Genomic DNA, 15,674 nt, shown 5'->3' with positions numbered 1-15,674 from the left:
CGTGACGCCGCCCCGCCCCGCGCCCCCCCGGCGCGCGGGTCGGCGTCACGGACGCTCACGCGGCGCTGCTGCTCCTCGGCATCCAGTGCCGGCACGTCACCTCGTGCTCACTGCCGAGGCTCGTCCACCAGCGCTCGCAGCACGCGGAGTCGAGCTCCGCACGGACAATCGCCTCGGCGGCGTCGCCGGCGCGCCCGGCGCGTGTCACCAACTCCAGGAGCCACCGTCGCTGGTCGCCGATCACGGTCTCCCGCACCACCGCGATGACCGGCACGAGACTGGCGGCGGCGAACAGGCACGCCGCCCACGCGGGCCCGTACCGGATCTCCAGGACCGAGGTCCAGGCCAGCCCCGCGCTCGTGGCGATGTAGAGGACGCAGAGAAGGCGGCTGGAGCAGTTCATGGGCGTACACCGTCCTTGGGGCGGGATCGATACCCTTGTCCAACTGCTGACGGCCCGTGTGGACTCGGGTGATTTATCCCACCGTGACCTGACAGCGGGCCTCGCCCCGGTCAGGACGCGGCGGCGACCACGGCCTTGGCCCGGAACGCGGCCCGATAGGAGTGCGGCGTGGTGCCGACCACCCGGCGGAAGCGCTCACGGAACGCCGTCGGCGACCCGAACCCCGCCTGACGCGCGATCCGTTCGATCGGATGGTCGCTGTTCTCCAGCAGATACTGGGCCCGCCGCACGCGCGCCCGCAGCAGCCACTGCAGCGGCGTGGTGCCGGTCTGCTCACGGAACCGGCGGCTGAAGGTGCGCTCGCTCATCCCCGAGCGCTCCGCCAACGCTGCCAAGGTGATCTCCCCGGCCAGGTTGTCCTCGATCCACTCCAGCAGGGGTTCGAGCGCCGAGCCGCGCGGCACCGGCGGATACTCGTGCACGATGAACTGCGCCTGTCCGCCCTCACGTTCCAGCGGTACGACGGACATGCGCGCGGTGTGCGCGGCCACGGCCGAGCCCAGGTCCCGCCGGATCATGTGCAGACACATGTCCAGTCCCGCTGCGGCCCCGGCGGACGTGAGGATCTGCCCGTTGTCGACGTACAGCACGTCCGGTTCCACGTGGACGTCGGGGAAGCGCCGTGCGAGCTCGTCGGTGGCCATCCAGTGGGTGGTGGCGCGCAGTCCGTCCAGCAGTCCGGCCTCGGCCAGGACGAAGGCGCCCACGCAGACGGATGCGATCCGGGTGCCCGCCCGGGCCGCCTCGCGCAGGGCCGCCACGACGGCGGGGGAGGGCGGTCCGGTCTCGTCGCAGCCCGGCACGATGATCGTGTCCGCGTCCTCCAGCCCGTCCAGCCCCCGGTCGATCCGCAGGGCGAAGCCCTCCGTGCGCACCTCCGGCGACTCGGCGCACAGCCGGACCCGGTAGGGACGGCGGCCGTCCGGCAGCCGTGTCCAGCCGAACATCTGGAACGGTGTCGCCATGTCGAACGGCACCACGTTGTCGAGAACAAGGATCGCCACGGTGTGCATGAAGGACACCCTAGGCGGATTCCCGCCACCGGCATAAGTGCAGGTGGCTCCGGTGAGGGGCGGTGAAAGGGCAGAGAGCGCGGCTGGCGAGAACCCGTTGGAAGCTGTCGTTTCAGCCCCTGTGCGATCACCCGGAAGATCCCTAGCGTGGGGCGGGTGACCAAGATCCTCCTCACCCTTCACGTCCTGGCCGCCATCATCGCGGTCGGCCCCGTCACCGTCGCGGCCAGCATGTTCCCCCCGGCCGCGCGCCGCGTCCCGGCGACCGACGGGGCGGTGGCGGTGGGCACCGTCCGGCTCCTGCACCGCATCTGCCGTGTCTACGGCGCCGTCGGGGTGTCGGTCCCCGTCCTCGGCCTGGCCACCGGCCTGTCGATGGGAGTGCTGGGCAGCGGATGGCTCATCACGTCCATCGCCCTGACCGCCGCGGCCGCCGGCATCCTGATCGCCTTCGTCCTGCCCCGCCAGGAGGACCTCGTCGGCCAACTGAGCGCCGAGAAGCCCGTCGAGCGCTCGGCCACGGTTCAACTCGCCATGTTCACCGGCATCTTCAACCTCCTGTGGGCGACCGTCACGGTGCTGATGATCGTCCGGCCCGGTTCCACGACGGGCGCCTGACCCGGGCAGCGGGCAGCGGGGGAGGGGCGGGACCGAGACCACGCGTCGGGGTGGAACCGCCCGTTCGTCGCACGTCAAGCGCTCTGGCAGAATTCGTACTTCAGTGTGCGTCGGCGCCTACACTCGACAGCCGTGCCCATCTGCACACAGGGCCACGACATGAAAGGCGCGTTGACGGGTGTTCCAGGATTCCCCCATTTACGACCGGCTCATCGCGGAGCGCGGCGACATCCCCACCCAGGTACGCAGGGAGGCCGAACGCGTCAGCAGGGAAATCGAGTTCGCCATGCAGCCCCTGTTGCAGTCCAGCGGCCACGCACCCCCTCCCGGACGTCCCGCACCCCCCGCCCCGACCTGGCAGCGCAGCGCACTGCCGCCGGGGCCGCAGTCGCTCTGAGCCCCGGACGGCCGGGCGGACCGGTCACGGCACCTTCGCGCTCGCCCCGTTGGCGTGCGGCTGCTCCTCGGAGGCCGGCTGCGCGAGCCACTCGGCGATGGTGCGGGCGATCGGCTGGCCCGTGTCGACCTCGATGAACCCGAACTGCCCCGACTGGTTGCACTCCAGGAACCACCACGTCCCGTCGGCGTCCTCGACGAAGTCGAAGGCGCCGTAGGCGAGTTCCGCATCCCTCAGATAGGCGCGGACGCCCTCGGCGACACGCGGCGCGACCTCGACGGGACACCACGGCGCGTCGGACGCGGCGAACCGGACGTCCACCTCGGTTTCGGCACCGGTCGCCTTGCGGGCCGCCAGCAGCTGCTCGCCCACCGCGGTGAGACGGATGTCGGCACACTTGGCCACGCGCCGCTGCAGCAGCGTGGGCCCGTACGCGACAGCGGAGAAGTCCGCGTCCGGCCCCACCCTGCTGGTCGGCACCGCGCGCGGCGGATCCTGTGGATGCGCGCCGGACACCGGCTTGACCACCAGATCCGGATACCGCTCGGCGAACTCACGGGCGGCCTGCGGGAAAGTCGTGATCAACGTGGCCGGAACGGGCAGACCGCAGCGCTGCGCCAGCCGCAGCTGCCAGGGCTTGTAGCGAGCCCGGCGCGCCGCGTCGGGATGGTTCATCCAGCGCACGTCACAGCCGCGCAGCATGCCGTACAGCGCCTGCTCCGCCTCCTGTGTCAGCCAGGCGGAGGGCACGGCGGCCCGCGCCGCCGCGGCCCCCGGCCTGCGCATCCAGATCGACCGCAGGCCACTGACGCTCACCAGGCGTCCCGCGGACGACAGATGGCCACGGAAAGAGCCGTGCACATACTCGCCCGACAGAGCGACCCCGTCGGTCACGTCGGCGGGATCGAGCCGGACCACCGGAACGCCGGACGCGTTCAGGTGCACGACCACCATGTCCGCCGTCACGTCCTCTTCGTTGGTCACAATCAAGACCGTCATCGTCGGCGACCTGCGTTCAGTCGTCGAAGTGGGTCTTCGAGCCCGCCGTGGATGTCGTGGTCCCCAACTCCCGCAAGAGCGCGTGATCACAGGCGGCTATTCGCCCGTCACGCAGCACGTTCAACTGCAGACCGGAGTCGTAAGCATATGCAGCGGCGACCTCCAACTCCGCTGCCGGCCGTGCATAGTTGAGCGCGAACGGTTGCATCGTCTCTCCCTCACAGGTGCTGCTCCGATCGAGCTTGGTCACCCAGGGGCGCCCTTCGGCCCGCCGACACCCCTCGGTCTCCACTTACTTAAACGAATCGAACGAGTGATTGGTTTCCTTACTTTCTGTAATCAACGGCGTCCGGCGGTCCCGCATCGGGAGAACGGCGCAGGGTACGCAGTGCCAGCAAGAGCACGCCGATGTCGTCCAGATACACCGGATCGGGCATCAGATCGGTGGGCAGCACGAAGTACAGAACCGCGCCCCAGAACACCCAGCGCGGCCCCGTCGGCAGTCCGGCACGCCGCATCACACGCCGCGTCCGCACGAGCCGCGCCAGTACCCAGACGGCGACGGCGAGCACGACGGCCGCGAGGGCGACGACGACGATCACCGCGGTGGTCGACTCCATGGACCCTCCTCCTGCCGGCGGCGCGCACCATGTGCACCTGCCGGTCGGATTCCCCCTTGCGGCCTGTGCATTGCATGGCAGCGCTCACTCGGCCGCACCCCGTCACCCGTCAGGACGGAAGACGCACGGATCGGCCCGGTCACCTGCTCGCGCAGGCGCACGATCCGTCCACCCGCGCGCCGAAGCGAGCCCGCAGGACGCAGTACGCCCCCTCCACGGATCCGGCGCAGCCGTCCTACGCCCCGCGGCGGCCCGGGATCTGCGGCTGCTCCTCGACGGCCCTGGCCTCCTGCGCGTCCCCCGACTCGGCCGCGGGCCTGCGTGTCCGGCCGGAGACCTTGAGGCGCTCGAAGGTCCGGGTCAGCTGCTGGAGCGGGGACGCCGCCGGGGACGCGGGGGTCTCGGGCCGGCTCTCGGGCGCGGCGTCGGCGGACTCCCGGAAGGCGGCCAGCGCCGCGTGCGCCTGCTCGGCGGCCTCCCGGTACAGATCGCGGGACCTCGTCATCGCCTCGAGCGCCTCGGCGTACATCGCCACGAGCTTACGCTCACGATCGAGTTCCTCCTCGAGCGTCAGCAGCCGCCAGTCCTCCCGCAGGGCGGTGAGCGCCTCCTCGGCACCGTCCGGCAGCGGGCGCGACAGGGCGGCGAACCGCGTCACGGCGTGAATGAGCTCGGCCGGTTCGGTGCCGTCGAGGAAGACGCTGCGTACGGCGAAGTCGTCCGCGTCGTAGCCGGACGGCGCCGGACTGCCGGGCAGCACCACGGCGCCCCCGCGCGGCACCTGCACGCCGAGGTCCCGCAGGGCCCAGTTCACGACGCGCAGTTGGCTGGGGGCGGCACGGTGCTCGACCAGCCGGTGCCGCAGGCCCGGCGGCAGCATCCCGGCCAGTGGCGTGCGGCCGCGCTGGTCCGTGGTCATGGCCTCGTGGACGACCACATGGATGCCCCAACCGTCTCGCGCGCAGTCCCGCAGCAGCTGCCGTACGGCCTTGTCGTCCGAAGGCAGGGGGTTGATGTCCGTAAGGCGCAGGTCCGAGACCGGCGTGTGGTCCCAGGTCGCATCGGGTTCCTGCGGCCAGAACAGGGCGGCCGGCGACGGCCACCGGGGGTCCCACGGCGCCTCCGCCTCCGCTGCCAGCATCCAGTCCTGGCCGCTGCCGGAGTCGTGCTCCACGGTGAGCCGGGCTCGCACGGTCACCGAGCCCGCGACCCGCCATCGGGCCTCGAAGATCCACTCCTGGGAGCCCTCGGTCTCGGGCAGCTCCAGGAAGTCGTCGATGGTCCGGCTGTCCTTGAGCCGGCGCAGGCTGAGCCGGAGTACCTCTTCCGCGGCGGGCCCGAGATGTCGGCCACGGGCCAACCACACCGAGGGGGGAGTCATGGGGCGGGGGCTGGAGGAGCTGGGCATGGGGTCCATCTGTGGGCGGGAGCACGTGCTCGTATCAGTATCGTCGCCGCAGATGCCTGCCCGCCGGGCGGGGTCCGCACACGGGGTGTGCGCCATCCGCACCGGCCGGCGTCCCTCACTCGTGGTCCGTACCGCGTCCGGTCATGACAATGACTCGGTGAGCAGGACCCGCCCACCATCCGCATTGGGGCGGGTCCTGCTCGTGGCTCGGGGTCCGCTCAGTTGTGGTACGTGATGTAGCCGTTGCCGTCCCGGTCGTTCCCGCTCTTGGTGTAGGAGTGCGAGTCCGCCCCGGCGCCGGAGGGCTTGTTCAGGTAGATCGAGTCCTTGTCGTTGTTCCACATGAAGTTGCAGTTGTCGCGGTAGACGACGTTCTTCGCGTCGGAGTCGCTGCCGTTGCCGCCCCGGAGCTTCACGTAGTCGCCGGGCTGGAGGAAGTGGTTGGCGGTGAAGGCGAACCGGTTGCCGGCCTTGTCCTTCACGACGTAGCCCTTGAGGTTGACCGTGGTACCGGACGAGTGGTTCTTGATCGTCAGGTACTCCTCGTCGGTGTTGCCGGTCCGGCAGTTGTTCGAGTCGCTGCCGGGTGCGTCGTACTGGATGCCGCGGATCTTCAGCGCGGACGAGTACTCGGTGGCCTGGGCCGGTGCGGCGGACAGTACGGCGAGCGTGCCGACGGCGACGGCGGTTGTGGCGACGATGCGTATACGCATGGAGAAACATCCCCCCTGTGTGGAGCTTGTGTGAAGATCAGGAGTGTAGACAACTCCCGCGCGCGATGAGGAGGCTTCACCGAATGTGAGACGCGGGCGCGTCAGTGGGGGTATGCGCGCGGTGGTCGTTGATGGGCGAGTTCGTCGCGGAATTCCGCTATGACCGAGCTGATCTGGCGCATCAGCGCGGTGTTCTCGATCCGGTCGAGATACAGGTTGCGGTCGGCCAGGGCGGGTGCGTCGACGCAGAAGTACTGGGTCATGAGCGGATTGATGAAGAGTTCGCTGTTCTTGGTGCGCTCGGTGAACCGGACGTCCCCGAAGTCGCCGCGCACGGCGGCCGCGACGGAACCCTGGACGATGCTCGGGTGGTCCGGCGTGGCCCGCTGGGCATGCTCCACCGCGTCGAGGTACGCGCGCCCCTCCTCGCTGTGGCGCGGCAGCGAGAACGTCCCCAGGTAGCCGCCCTCGCGGTCCAGCGCGGCGAGGTTCTCCAGCACCAGGGAGTGGTTGACCCCGTGGTAGGAGTCCACGCCGAACCCGAGGCAGGCCACGAGCCGCACCGGAACCTCGGCCAGCCCGGACACTGCGGCCAGGCTGGCCATGTCCTCCTCCGGCGTGCCCAGCCCGTGCTCGTCGCCGCGCATCAGGATGTCGGTCCCGCCGTCCACCAGCACGACGGCGTCGGCGCCGCCCAGGTGCTCCAGGAGCGTGCGATAGGCGGCCCTGAGCGGCTGGACCCCTGTGAGGGGGAACGCGTACACCGTGTCGGGCAGGTCATGCACGGCGAGCCACCGCGCGAGCGTCCGCTCCGGGAAGTAGTCGCCCCGCACTGCCGTGTCGGGGCGTATCGCCGCGACGTCGTGGTCCACCCACGCGTCGAGTGAGAGCCCGAACAGGTCCGAGAAGGACAGGTTGGCCAGCTGGACTTCCTTGCCGGCCGCGCGGAGCGCGAGCGCCAGGGGCAGTCCGGCGTACACGTCGAAACCGCCGCCCACCGGCGACGAGCACGCGGCGCGCATCGCGCAGCCGGGTGAAGAAAGGGGGCTCGAGGAGGGAGAACACCGGGGGACGCTAACAGGTACTGATCACCGGAAGCGGGCCGATAAAGACCGAGAGGGCCGGGGGTTGGAACCCCCGGCCCTCAGCGAGGGTGGGAACCCCGGCCCTCAGCCTTCAGCCTCAGCTTCGGCTACGGCGTCTTACGCGCCGCTCTCCCGCAGCATGTCCTCGCGCTCGACGAGCTTCACTCGCTCACGGCCCTGCGGCTCGCCCAGTGCCTTCTCGGCGGCGTCGAGCTTGTACCAGCCGTCCCAGGTGGTGAAGCGGATCTCGCGCTCGGCGAGGAAGGCCTCCACCGCCTCCGGCTCGGGCGAACCCGGCGTCTGCAGACGTCCATTGGCGAAGTCGGCCAGCAGGTTCGACACCGTCTCGTTGGCGTCGCCCTTCGTGTGGCCGATCAGCCCCACCGGGCCGCGCCGGATCCAGCCGGTGACGTACGTCGACTGCAGGTGCTCGCCGGACTCCTGGATGACCCGGCCGCCCTCGTCCGGGACCGTGCCCGAGTCGATGTCCCAGGGCAGCTTGGGGAGTTTGTCGGAGAGGTAGCCGACCGCGCGGTAGATCGCGCTGACGTCCCAGTCCTTGAACTCGCCGGTGCCCTTGACGTTGCCGGTGCCGTCGAGGACGGTGCGTTCGGTGCGCAGGCCGACGACCTTGCCGTCCTCGCCGAGGATCTCGGAGGGCGACTCGAAGAAGTGCAGGAACAGCTTGTGCGGCCGGTTGCCGACGTCGCGGATCGCCCAGTTCTCCAGGGTCTTGGCAACCATGTCGGCCTGCTTGTTGCCGCGCCGGGTCTCGATCGAGCCCGCGTCGTAGTCGATGTCCTCGGGGTCGACGATGACCTCGATGTTGGGGGAGTGGTCCAGCTCGCGCAGCTCCATGGGGCTGAACTTCGCCTGCGCCGGGCCGCGGCGGCCGAATACGTGGACTTCCAGGGCCTTGTTGGCCTTGAGGCCCTCGTGGACGTTCGGCGGGATCTCCGTCGGGAGCAGTTCCTCCGCCGTCTTCGCCAGGATGCGGGCCACGTCGAGGGCGACGTTGCCGACGCCGAGGACAGCGACCTTCTCGGCCTCCAGCGGCCAGGTGCGCGGAACGTCCGGGTGGCCGTCGTACCAGGAGACGAAGTCCGCGGCGCCGTACGACCCGTCGAGGTCGACACCCGGTATCGACAGCGCCCGGTCGGCCGTCGCACCCGTCGAGAAGATCACGGCGTCGTAGAACGCGCGCAGGTCGTCCAGGCTGATGTCGGTCGGGTAGTCGACGTTGCCGAAGAGGCGGATCTGCGGCTTGTCGAGGACCTGGTGGAGGGCCGTGATGATGCCCTTGATGCGGGGGTGGTCGGGGGCGACGCCGTACCGGATCAGTCCGAACGGCGCCGGCATGCGCTCGAAGAGGTCGATGGACACACCGGGTTCGGCGGCCACGTCGGACTTGAGCAGGGCGTCGGCGGCGTAGATCCCGGCGGGGCCGGCTCCGACGATGGCTACCCGCAGGGGGCGGGGCATGATCAGGGTCCCTTCGAGCGATGACAAGCGATCTCGTCGGGAAGCCTAAACTAAGGCAAGCCTAAGTCGGTACGCGGGTCCGACCTATGAGCTCATAAATCAATTCTATGGGCTGAAAAGTGTGAGGACGACGCGGGGTGCCGCACCGCGCGACGGCGGTACGGCACCCCGTGGACGGGTCAGCCGATGTGGTAGCTGTCCCCGTACACCTTCCAGTCGAGCGGCGGGTCCAGGTCGAGGTTGCCCGCGCGCAGGAAGACCCGCTGGGCGGTGTCGACCCGGCTGGTGTCGCTGTGGGCCTCCTCCTGCTTCATGGCCCACACCCGCGCGTCCAGGAACGCGTGAAGGTAGGTGACCTCGTCACCGCCCTGCGCCGGCGGCCGGGCCTGGTTCAGCGCACGCCTGCGGATGTTGCGGAAGCTGGTCGGGTCGGTGCCGTCGCCGTGCATGACGATCGCGTCGTAGTACGCGAACTGGCCGAGTACGCGCAGCCCGTCCGTCTTGCCCTGCCGCACGGCCGGACCGAAGTACACGCGGTCGCGTTCGTCGTCCTGTGCCCGCCGGAACTCCTGGTCCTGTGCGGCCCGGGCCCAGTCGCGCGGGAAGTTCGGGTCGAGTCCGTCGTGGGAGTCGGTGCCGTCGACCCGTCGCAGCGCCGGCAGGTACGGGGCGAGGACGTTGCCGGGGCGGCGGTCGGTGTAGAGCTCGACGAGGTCGAGCATGTCGCCCGTGCCGGAGCAGAAGCCGATGATCCCGGCGGTGTAGCCGCGGCCGTCGCCGATGTCCTCGATGTACTTGTACTGCGCCTTCCAGTCGAGCGAGGAGTTCTCCGCGCTCGACACCAGCTTCATGGCGATCTCCTTCTTCGCCGGGTCGTCGAGTCCCGCCGCGGCCGCGGACGCTTGGGGGGAGTTGAGGAGTGGGGCTGACGCGAGGGACGCGCCCACGAGGGCGAGCAGGGTTCGGCGCGACGTGCGTGCTGGGTGCTTCACGGCGGCTCCAAGTGGAGGTGGGGGGTGGGGTGTTGGCCATTACCTGACACTGATAGGAAGGTTTCCTATCAGAAGGCGCGTATGAGAGGCACCGGTTGCGTCGAGGGTTCGTACCTATGTACAAACAGCGGCCGGCTACGGCAGCGGCTGCTCCGCCCAGATCACCTTGCCCGCGGGCAGGTACCGCGTGCCCCAGCGGTCGGCCAGCTGCGCGACGAGGAACAGACCGCGCCCGCCCTCGTCCGTCATGGTCGCGTAGCGCAGATGCGGCGAGGTGCTGCTGCTGTCGAAGACCTCGCAGATCAGACTGCGGTCGTGCAGCATCCGCACCCGGATCGGCTCACCGCCGTACCGGATCGCGTTGGTGACCAGCTCGCTCAGGATCAGCTCCGTGGTGAACGACAGCTCCTCCAGGCCCCACGCCTCGAGCGTCCGAGTCACGTCGGAGCGCACCTGGCCCACGGCCGCCGGATCGGACGGCACCTCCCATTCGGCGACCAGGTCGGCCCCGAGCGCCCGGGTGCCCGCCACGATCAGCGCGATGTCGTCCCCGGCCCGGGTCGGGCGCCGGGCCTCCAGCACCGCCTGACAGGTCTCCTCCGGCGACGGGCCGGCCTGGGACAGCGCCTCGCGCAGCAGTTCGAGACCCTCGTCGATGTCCCGTTCGCGGTCCTCCACCAGACCGTCCGTGTAGAGCACGAGCCGGCTGTCCTGCGCCAGCTCCAGCTCTGCCGTCTCGAACGGCAGCCCGCCCAGGCCCAGCGGGGGACCGGCGGGCACGTCGGGGAAGCCGACGCTGCCGTCCGGCTGGATCAGTGCCGGCGGCGGATGGCCGGCGCGGGCCATCGTGCACTGCTGGGTCACCGGGTCGTAGACCGCGTACAGACAGGTCGCGCCGGTCACCGGGGCGCTGTCGCCCTCCTGTGCCTCGTCCTGGTCGATGCGGGCGACCAGCTCGTCGAGGAGCGCGAGCAGTTCGTCGGGCGGCAGGTCCAGGGCGGAGAAGTTGTGCACGGCCGTACGCAGCCGGCCCATCGTCGCCGCCGCGTGCAGCCCGTGGCCGACGACGTCCCCCACCACCAGCGCGACCCGGGCGCCGGACAGCGGCAGCACGTCGAACCAGTCGCCGCCCACCCCGGCCTGCGCGGGCAGATACCGGTAGGCGATGTCCAGGGCGTTCTGCTCGGGCAGCCGGCGCGGCAGCAGGCTGCGCTGAAGCGTCACCGCCATGCTGTGCTCGCGCGTGTACCGGCGGGCGTTGTCGATCGACACCGCGGCCCGGGCGACCAGCTCCTCGGCCAGCGCCACCTCGTCCGCGTCGAACGGCTCGCCCTTCTGCGACCGCCAGAAGCTGACCACGCCCAGCACCAGGGACCCCGCCCTCAGCGGCACCGCGATCAGGGAGTGGATGCCGAACTCCACGACCTGCGCCGAGCGCTCCAGATCCTGGGCACGCCAGCCCGGCGCCTCGTCCAGCCGCGGCGCGATGACGGCGTGTCCGTCCTTCAGCGCGCGGGCCTGCGGCGAGGAGTCGACGAACCTCAGCTGCTCGCCCACCGGGTACAGCGGCGCGTCCTTGCGTATGCCGCTGCTCGCCGTGCGGCGCAGCCGCGTCGCCGCCTCCGGCTGCCCGCCGCCCAGCACCGCCTCGTACAGGTCGACGGTGGCGAAGTCCGCGAAGCGGGGCACCGCCAGCTCCGCCAGTTCCTCGGCGGTGCGGGTGACGTCCAGGCTGGTGCCGATGCCCACACCGGCGTCGTACAACATGTTCAGGCGCTCGCGGGCCTCCTCGGCCCGGCCGGACAGGGCCCGCAGCTCGGTCGAGTCGCGCAGGGTGGCGACGCTGCCGGACGGGCGGCCCCGCAGGGTGGTGGGGCGCTGGTTGACGGCCAGCAGCCGGTCCTTGACCAGGTGCACCTCGTCCGTGGCCATCCGGCCGGAGTCCAGCAGCTCGGCGGTGTCGGGGGCGAGACCGAGGTGGAGCACCCGGTGTCCCTCGGCGTCGGCGGGCAGGTCGAGCAGGCGGTGCGCCTCGTCGTTGGCGAGCAGCAGCCGGCCCTCGGTGCCGACGATGATCACGCCCTCCCGCACGGCGTGCAGGACGGCGTCGTGGTGCTCGTACATCCGGGTCATCTCGTGCGGCCCGAGGCCGTGTGTCTGCCGCAGCAGCCGACGGCTGACCAGCGCCGTGCCCGCCGTCGACAGGGCGAGCGCCACCGCCGCCGCGGTCAGCACCAGCGGCAGCTGCCGGTCCGCGGTCCCGCCCACGGTCGCCTTGGTGACCCCGGCCGAGACCAGCCCGACGACCTGCCCGTCGGGTGCCTTGATGGGTACCACGGCCTGTACGAGCGGTCCGATGGTGCCCGTGATCTCCTCGGTCACCACCCGGCCGGCCTGCGCGGGTGCGATGTTCCCGACGAACTGCTTGCCGATCCGGTCCGGCTTGGGGTGGGTGTAGCGGATGCCGTCGATGTTCATGACGACGATGAAGTCCACGTCCGTGGCCTTGCGCGCCGCCTCGGCCCGGGGCTGCAGCACGGCGGACGGATCCGGGCTGCTCAGCGCCTCCCGCGTGCCGGGCGCGTTGGCGAACGACTCGGCGACGGCGACCGAGCGGTTGCGGGCCTCCTGCGTGGTGTCGTGCCGCACCTGCAGCACCAGCGCCACCACCGCGGCGACGACCAGCAGCAGCACGATCACCACCTGCAGCAGGAACACCTGCCCGGCGACACTGCGCTCGCCCACCGCCGCCCGCAACGAGGCGAACCACCCCGTGCGCGGCCCCTGAGCCGGCTCGTCGCTCGGGACCCCTCGTTCGGGCACTCCAAGGAAGCGGTCGGACGCACCGCGTGTGCGCAGACCGCTGGGACGAGAGGCCGACCGGGCCCCGGATCGACCCAATAGTCGGACCATGTGCCCATGTCTACACTGCCGGGCCCCGGGAGGCGAGAGACGTCACGGACCGTGACAGGACTTGCCGGCTCTCCCACACCACGGCCACGGGCGTGATGCCCGGATTGGGGCAACTCCCGTCCCCGCAACAGGGATACGACGCCGAGGCTGCCCACAGCGCCGTCGGCGCGGGCCTCAGCTCGGGCGCAGGGGCGTGGCGCGCCGAGTGGCGAGCAGCAGCGCGATGTCGTCGGGGCGGTCCGCCATGTGCCGGGCCGTCGCGGTGAGCCGGTCGGCCACGCCCGCCAGCGAGCGCCCGCCCGGCCGGGCGCCGGGGGCACCCGCCTTGGCCAGCGCCACCCGCAGACCGCTGATGCCGTCGTCGATGTCCACCCCGGGCCGCTCGACCAGCCCGTCCGTGTACAGCGCGAGGACGGCACCCGGCTCCATCCGCAGCTCCGACACCGGATACGTGGCCTGCGGATCCACGCCGAGCACGATCCCGCCGGGCAGGTCGAGGACATGGGTACGGCCGTCCGGGCGGCGCAGCAGCGGCGGCGGGTGCCCGGCCACGGCAGCCTGGGCGACGCCGGTCCTGGGATCGAGGCGGATGTAGCAGCAGCTCGCGAACAGGCCGGCGTCGAGGTCGATGAGCAGGTGATTCGTGCCGCTCATGACCTCGTCGGGCGGCCGGTCGCCGAGCGCGAAGGCCCGCACGGCGCTGCGCAGCTGGCCCATGGTGGCCGCCGCCTGCACGCCGTGCCCCTGCACATCACCGATGACCAGCGCCAGGCCGTCCCCGGCGGCGACGACGTCGTACCAGTCACCGCCCACCTCCATGCCCTGGGTGCCGGGCAGATAGCGTCCGGCGGTCTCCATCAGCGGGTGCTGCGACAGCCGCCGGGGGAGCAGCGCCTGCTGCAGCCCACGGGCGAGGGCGGCCTCGCTCTCGTAGCGTTGCGCCTTCTCCATGGCGTGGGCGATCAGTCCGGCCATGGCGGTGAGCACCGTGCGTTCCTCGGTGGTGAAGCTGCGCGGCCGGTCGAAGCCCAGGATGCACGAGCCGACGGGTCGCCCGGAGGCGATCAGCGGCAGGAAGGCCCGGGCCCCTTCCGTCGCATCCAGCGCGATGCCCGGATAGGCGTCGGACAGCTCCTGCATCGAGTCGAAGAACAGCGGGCGCCCGCTGGTCAGCGTCTCGACCCCGGGCAGCCGCTCGTCCAGCCCGACACCCTCGAACGGGGCGAGGAACCCCTTGGGGAAGCCCGTCTCCCAGGCCAGGTACAGATGCCGCTCCTGCAGCAGGTAGATGGCGAGCCGTCGGCCGCCGAACGCGGGCAGCAGCTCCCGCATCACCACCGCCGACACCTGACGGGCGGTGACCGCTTCGGTCAGCGCGATGGCGAGCACGATCGGGCGGTACAGCGGGGCGAGCGAGGGCGCACCGGTCGTCGCCGGGGTGCCGTGCCCCTCCGGGGCACCGGACGGGCTGTCCGCGACCCGGTGCCCCAGACGGACCGTGCAGGTCAGGATGTCCGGGCCGGGGTAGACGGACAGGGCGAGCCAGTCGCCGGCCAACGGCTGGGTGGCGCGCTCACGCCCGTGGGCGGACGGTCTTCGGACATGGAAGTGCACAGGATCCGGGGACAGCAGCGCGCCGCGCAGATGGTCTTCGAGAGTGGGCTGGTTGAGCCACGGCACGCCCTCCCACAGAGCCCGGCCCAGCAACTCGGTACGCGGCCGGCGCAGCAGCCGCGCCGCGTGCGGATTCGCGTAGACGACCGTCCCGAGCCGGTCCAGGCACAGCACGCCGTCCGGCAGCAGATCGGCCGCGGCGTCCCCCACCGTGCCCGGACCCGGGTCGAGGACGACGCCCCGTACGTTCGTCGCACGGGGACGGGCGGAGTCGTCGTACGGCCCCCAGACCTCGACCAGGCGAAGGGCGCCGTCCGCGGTGCGCACGTACAGCGGCAGCGCCGGCGGCCGACCACCGGCTGCCTCCCGCAGCGCCGCCAGAATCCGCACCGCGTCAGCCGGAGCGACCGCGTCCGCGAACGCCTCCGCGGTGCTGTGGGCCTCCGCCGCAGCCATACCGAGCACGGCGTTCAGCCGCTCGTCCGCCGCCAGGACGCCCGTCACCGGATCCCAGGTGAACCGACCGAGGTGCCCGGCCGGCGGGCGGGCGGCCGGCGGGCGGACACACAGCGGCCCGCTCTCCCAGGACACCGCCGACGCGTCCTGGTCCTCCAGCTTCTCCAGTGCCATCCCCAGCTCCTCGGCCAACTGCGCGACGCGCTCGCGCAGGGGCAGCAACTCGGTGCGGTCCGACGCCGACGGCAGCAGCACGGTCAGCACACCGAAGACGCTCGACGCACCCGCGACGGGCACGTACAGGGACCCGAAGGGGAACGGCAGACTGGCTGCGAACTGGGGATAGCGGCGCATCGTCTCCGTCGCGTTGGGCAGCGCCACCTCGACCCCGAGCCTAAAGGCGTCCGCGACGGGGAACGGCCGGTCCACATGCACCCGCCACCACGGCCGGAACAACGGCCCGGGCAGCCCTTCCAGCACCGCCAGACGCAGCAGTCCGGGCGTGCTGCAGCGCAGATAGACCCCACCGGCATGGCCACCGGCCGCGCTGATCGCCTCCGCCGAGGCGTCGATCAGCAGCGCCGCCAGCCTGCCCGGCGCCCGCTCTGCGCCCTCGGCGCTCCCAGTCATCGGCCCTACCTCGTCCGTACGCCGTCACGCGCGCGACACAGCAAGAATGCGCCACGAGGCCCCCCGCCCGCACCTGGGCGGCGCGAACCGACTCACCCGGTCGCGGCACCGGGCGCGTCACCCCGCCGAGTACCCAGGATGACGCGGACCGACGCCGGCACCCGAAACGGCAGCCCCCGCAACCGGGCAGGGCCTGTCCCCGTTGTCGGTGCGAGACCCGGTGCTCTCGGGAAGACTCGGGAACGGACCGGCGGGGCGCACAGGCAGGAGA

13 protein-coding genes and 1 pseudogene are annotated in these 15,674 nt (G+C 71.4%); 2 read left to right on the top strand and 12 right to left on the bottom strand.

The window, feature by feature from the left end:
* Nucleotides 1–55: 55 nt before the first annotated feature.
* Complete coding sequence (locus tag OHT51_RS03315; protein ID WP_328877352.1) at nt 56–403, bottom strand: hypothetical protein; 348 nt, start codon at nt 401–403, stop codon at nt 56–58.
* A 110-nt stretch (nt 404–513) separates the two neighbouring features.
* Complete coding sequence (locus tag OHT51_RS03310) at nt 514–1,476, bottom strand: GlxA family transcriptional regulator (RefSeq protein WP_328877351.1); 963 nt, start codon at nt 1,474–1,476, stop codon at nt 514–516.
* A 156-nt stretch (nt 1,477–1,632) separates the two neighbouring features.
* Between OHT51_RS03310 and OHT51_RS03305 the strand changes: the two genes are divergently transcribed.
* Nucleotides 1,633–2,094 carry a hypothetical protein gene (locus tag OHT51_RS03305; RefSeq protein ID WP_328877350.1) on the top strand — a complete coding sequence of 154 codons (462 nt, stop codon included), beginning with the start codon at nt 1,633–1,635 and terminating at the stop codon, nt 2,092–2,094.
* Between the two features lie 178 nt (nt 2,095–2,272).
* Nucleotides 2,273–2,491 (top strand): hypothetical protein, encoded by a 219-nt coding sequence (locus OHT51_RS03300; RefSeq protein ID WP_328877349.1) that lies wholly within the window; start codon nt 2,273–2,275, stop codon nt 2,489–2,491.
* A gap of 24 nt (nt 2,492–2,515) precedes the next feature.
* On the opposite strand, the gene tgmB is transcribed toward OHT51_RS03300, so the two are convergent.
* The 10 genes and pseudogenes from tgmB to OHT51_RS03250 all read right to left on the bottom strand — a co-directional run bounded on the left by tgmB (nt 2,516) and on the right by OHT51_RS03250 (nt 15,403).
* Complete coding sequence (gene tgmB / locus OHT51_RS03295; protein WP_328877348.1) at nt 2,516–3,490, bottom strand: ATP-grasp ribosomal peptide maturase; 975 nt, start codon at nt 3,488–3,490, stop codon at nt 2,516–2,518.
* Between the two features lie 16 nt (nt 3,491–3,506).
* Nucleotides 3,507–3,698 (bottom strand): putative ATP-grasp-modified RiPP, encoded by a 192-nt coding sequence (gene tgmA / locus OHT51_RS03290; protein ID WP_328884225.1) that lies wholly within the window; start codon nt 3,696–3,698, stop codon nt 3,507–3,509.
* Nucleotides 3,699–3,816: 118 nt separating this feature from the next.
* On the bottom strand, nt 3,817–4,110 hold the full coding sequence (locus tag OHT51_RS03285; RefSeq protein WP_328877347.1) for a YkvA family protein: 294 nt from the start codon (nt 4,108–4,110) through the stop codon (nt 3,817–3,819).
* Nucleotides 4,111–4,345: 235 nt separating this feature from the next.
* Complete coding sequence (locus tag OHT51_RS03280) at nt 4,346–5,491, bottom strand: hypothetical protein (protein ID WP_443052390.1); 1,146 nt, start codon at nt 5,489–5,491, stop codon at nt 4,346–4,348.
* A gap of 245 nt (nt 5,492–5,736) precedes the next feature.
* On the bottom strand, nt 5,737–6,231 hold the full coding sequence (locus OHT51_RS03275) for a lamin tail domain-containing protein (RefSeq protein WP_328877345.1): 495 nt from the start codon (nt 6,229–6,231) through the stop codon (nt 5,737–5,739).
* A 101-nt stretch (nt 6,232–6,332) separates the two neighbouring features.
* A pseudogene (locus OHT51_RS03270) lies at nt 6,333–7,296 on the bottom strand (DUF1152 domain-containing protein).
* 137 nt (nt 7,297–7,433) lie between these two features.
* Entirely contained in the window at nt 7,434–8,798 is a 1,365-nt protein-coding gene (locus OHT51_RS03265; protein ID WP_328877344.1) for an FAD-dependent oxidoreductase, read from the bottom strand.
* Nucleotides 8,799–8,977: 179 nt separating this feature from the next.
* Nucleotides 8,978–9,790 carry a chitosanase gene (locus OHT51_RS03260; protein WP_328877343.1) on the bottom strand — a complete coding sequence of 271 codons (813 nt, stop codon included), beginning with the start codon at nt 9,788–9,790 and terminating at the stop codon, nt 8,978–8,980.
* A 135-nt stretch (nt 9,791–9,925) separates the two neighbouring features.
* Complete coding sequence (locus OHT51_RS03255; protein ID WP_328877342.1) at nt 9,926–12,703, bottom strand: SpoIIE family protein phosphatase; 2,778 nt, start codon at nt 12,701–12,703, stop codon at nt 9,926–9,928.
* Nucleotides 12,704–12,877: 174 nt separating this feature from the next.
* Nucleotides 12,878–15,403 (bottom strand): SpoIIE family protein phosphatase, encoded by a 2,526-nt coding sequence (locus OHT51_RS03250; RefSeq protein WP_328877341.1) that lies wholly within the window; start codon nt 15,401–15,403, stop codon nt 12,878–12,880.
* Nucleotides 15,404–15,674 lie beyond the last annotated feature (271 nt).

Origin of the sequence: Streptomyces sp. NBC_00299 (assembly GCF_036173045.1) — a bacterium.
In the GTDB taxonomy this organism is placed as follows: Bacteria; Actinomycetota; Actinomycetes; order Streptomycetales; family Streptomycetaceae; genus Streptomyces; species Streptomyces machairae.
This window is presented reverse-complemented; position numbering and strand designations above follow the sequence as displayed.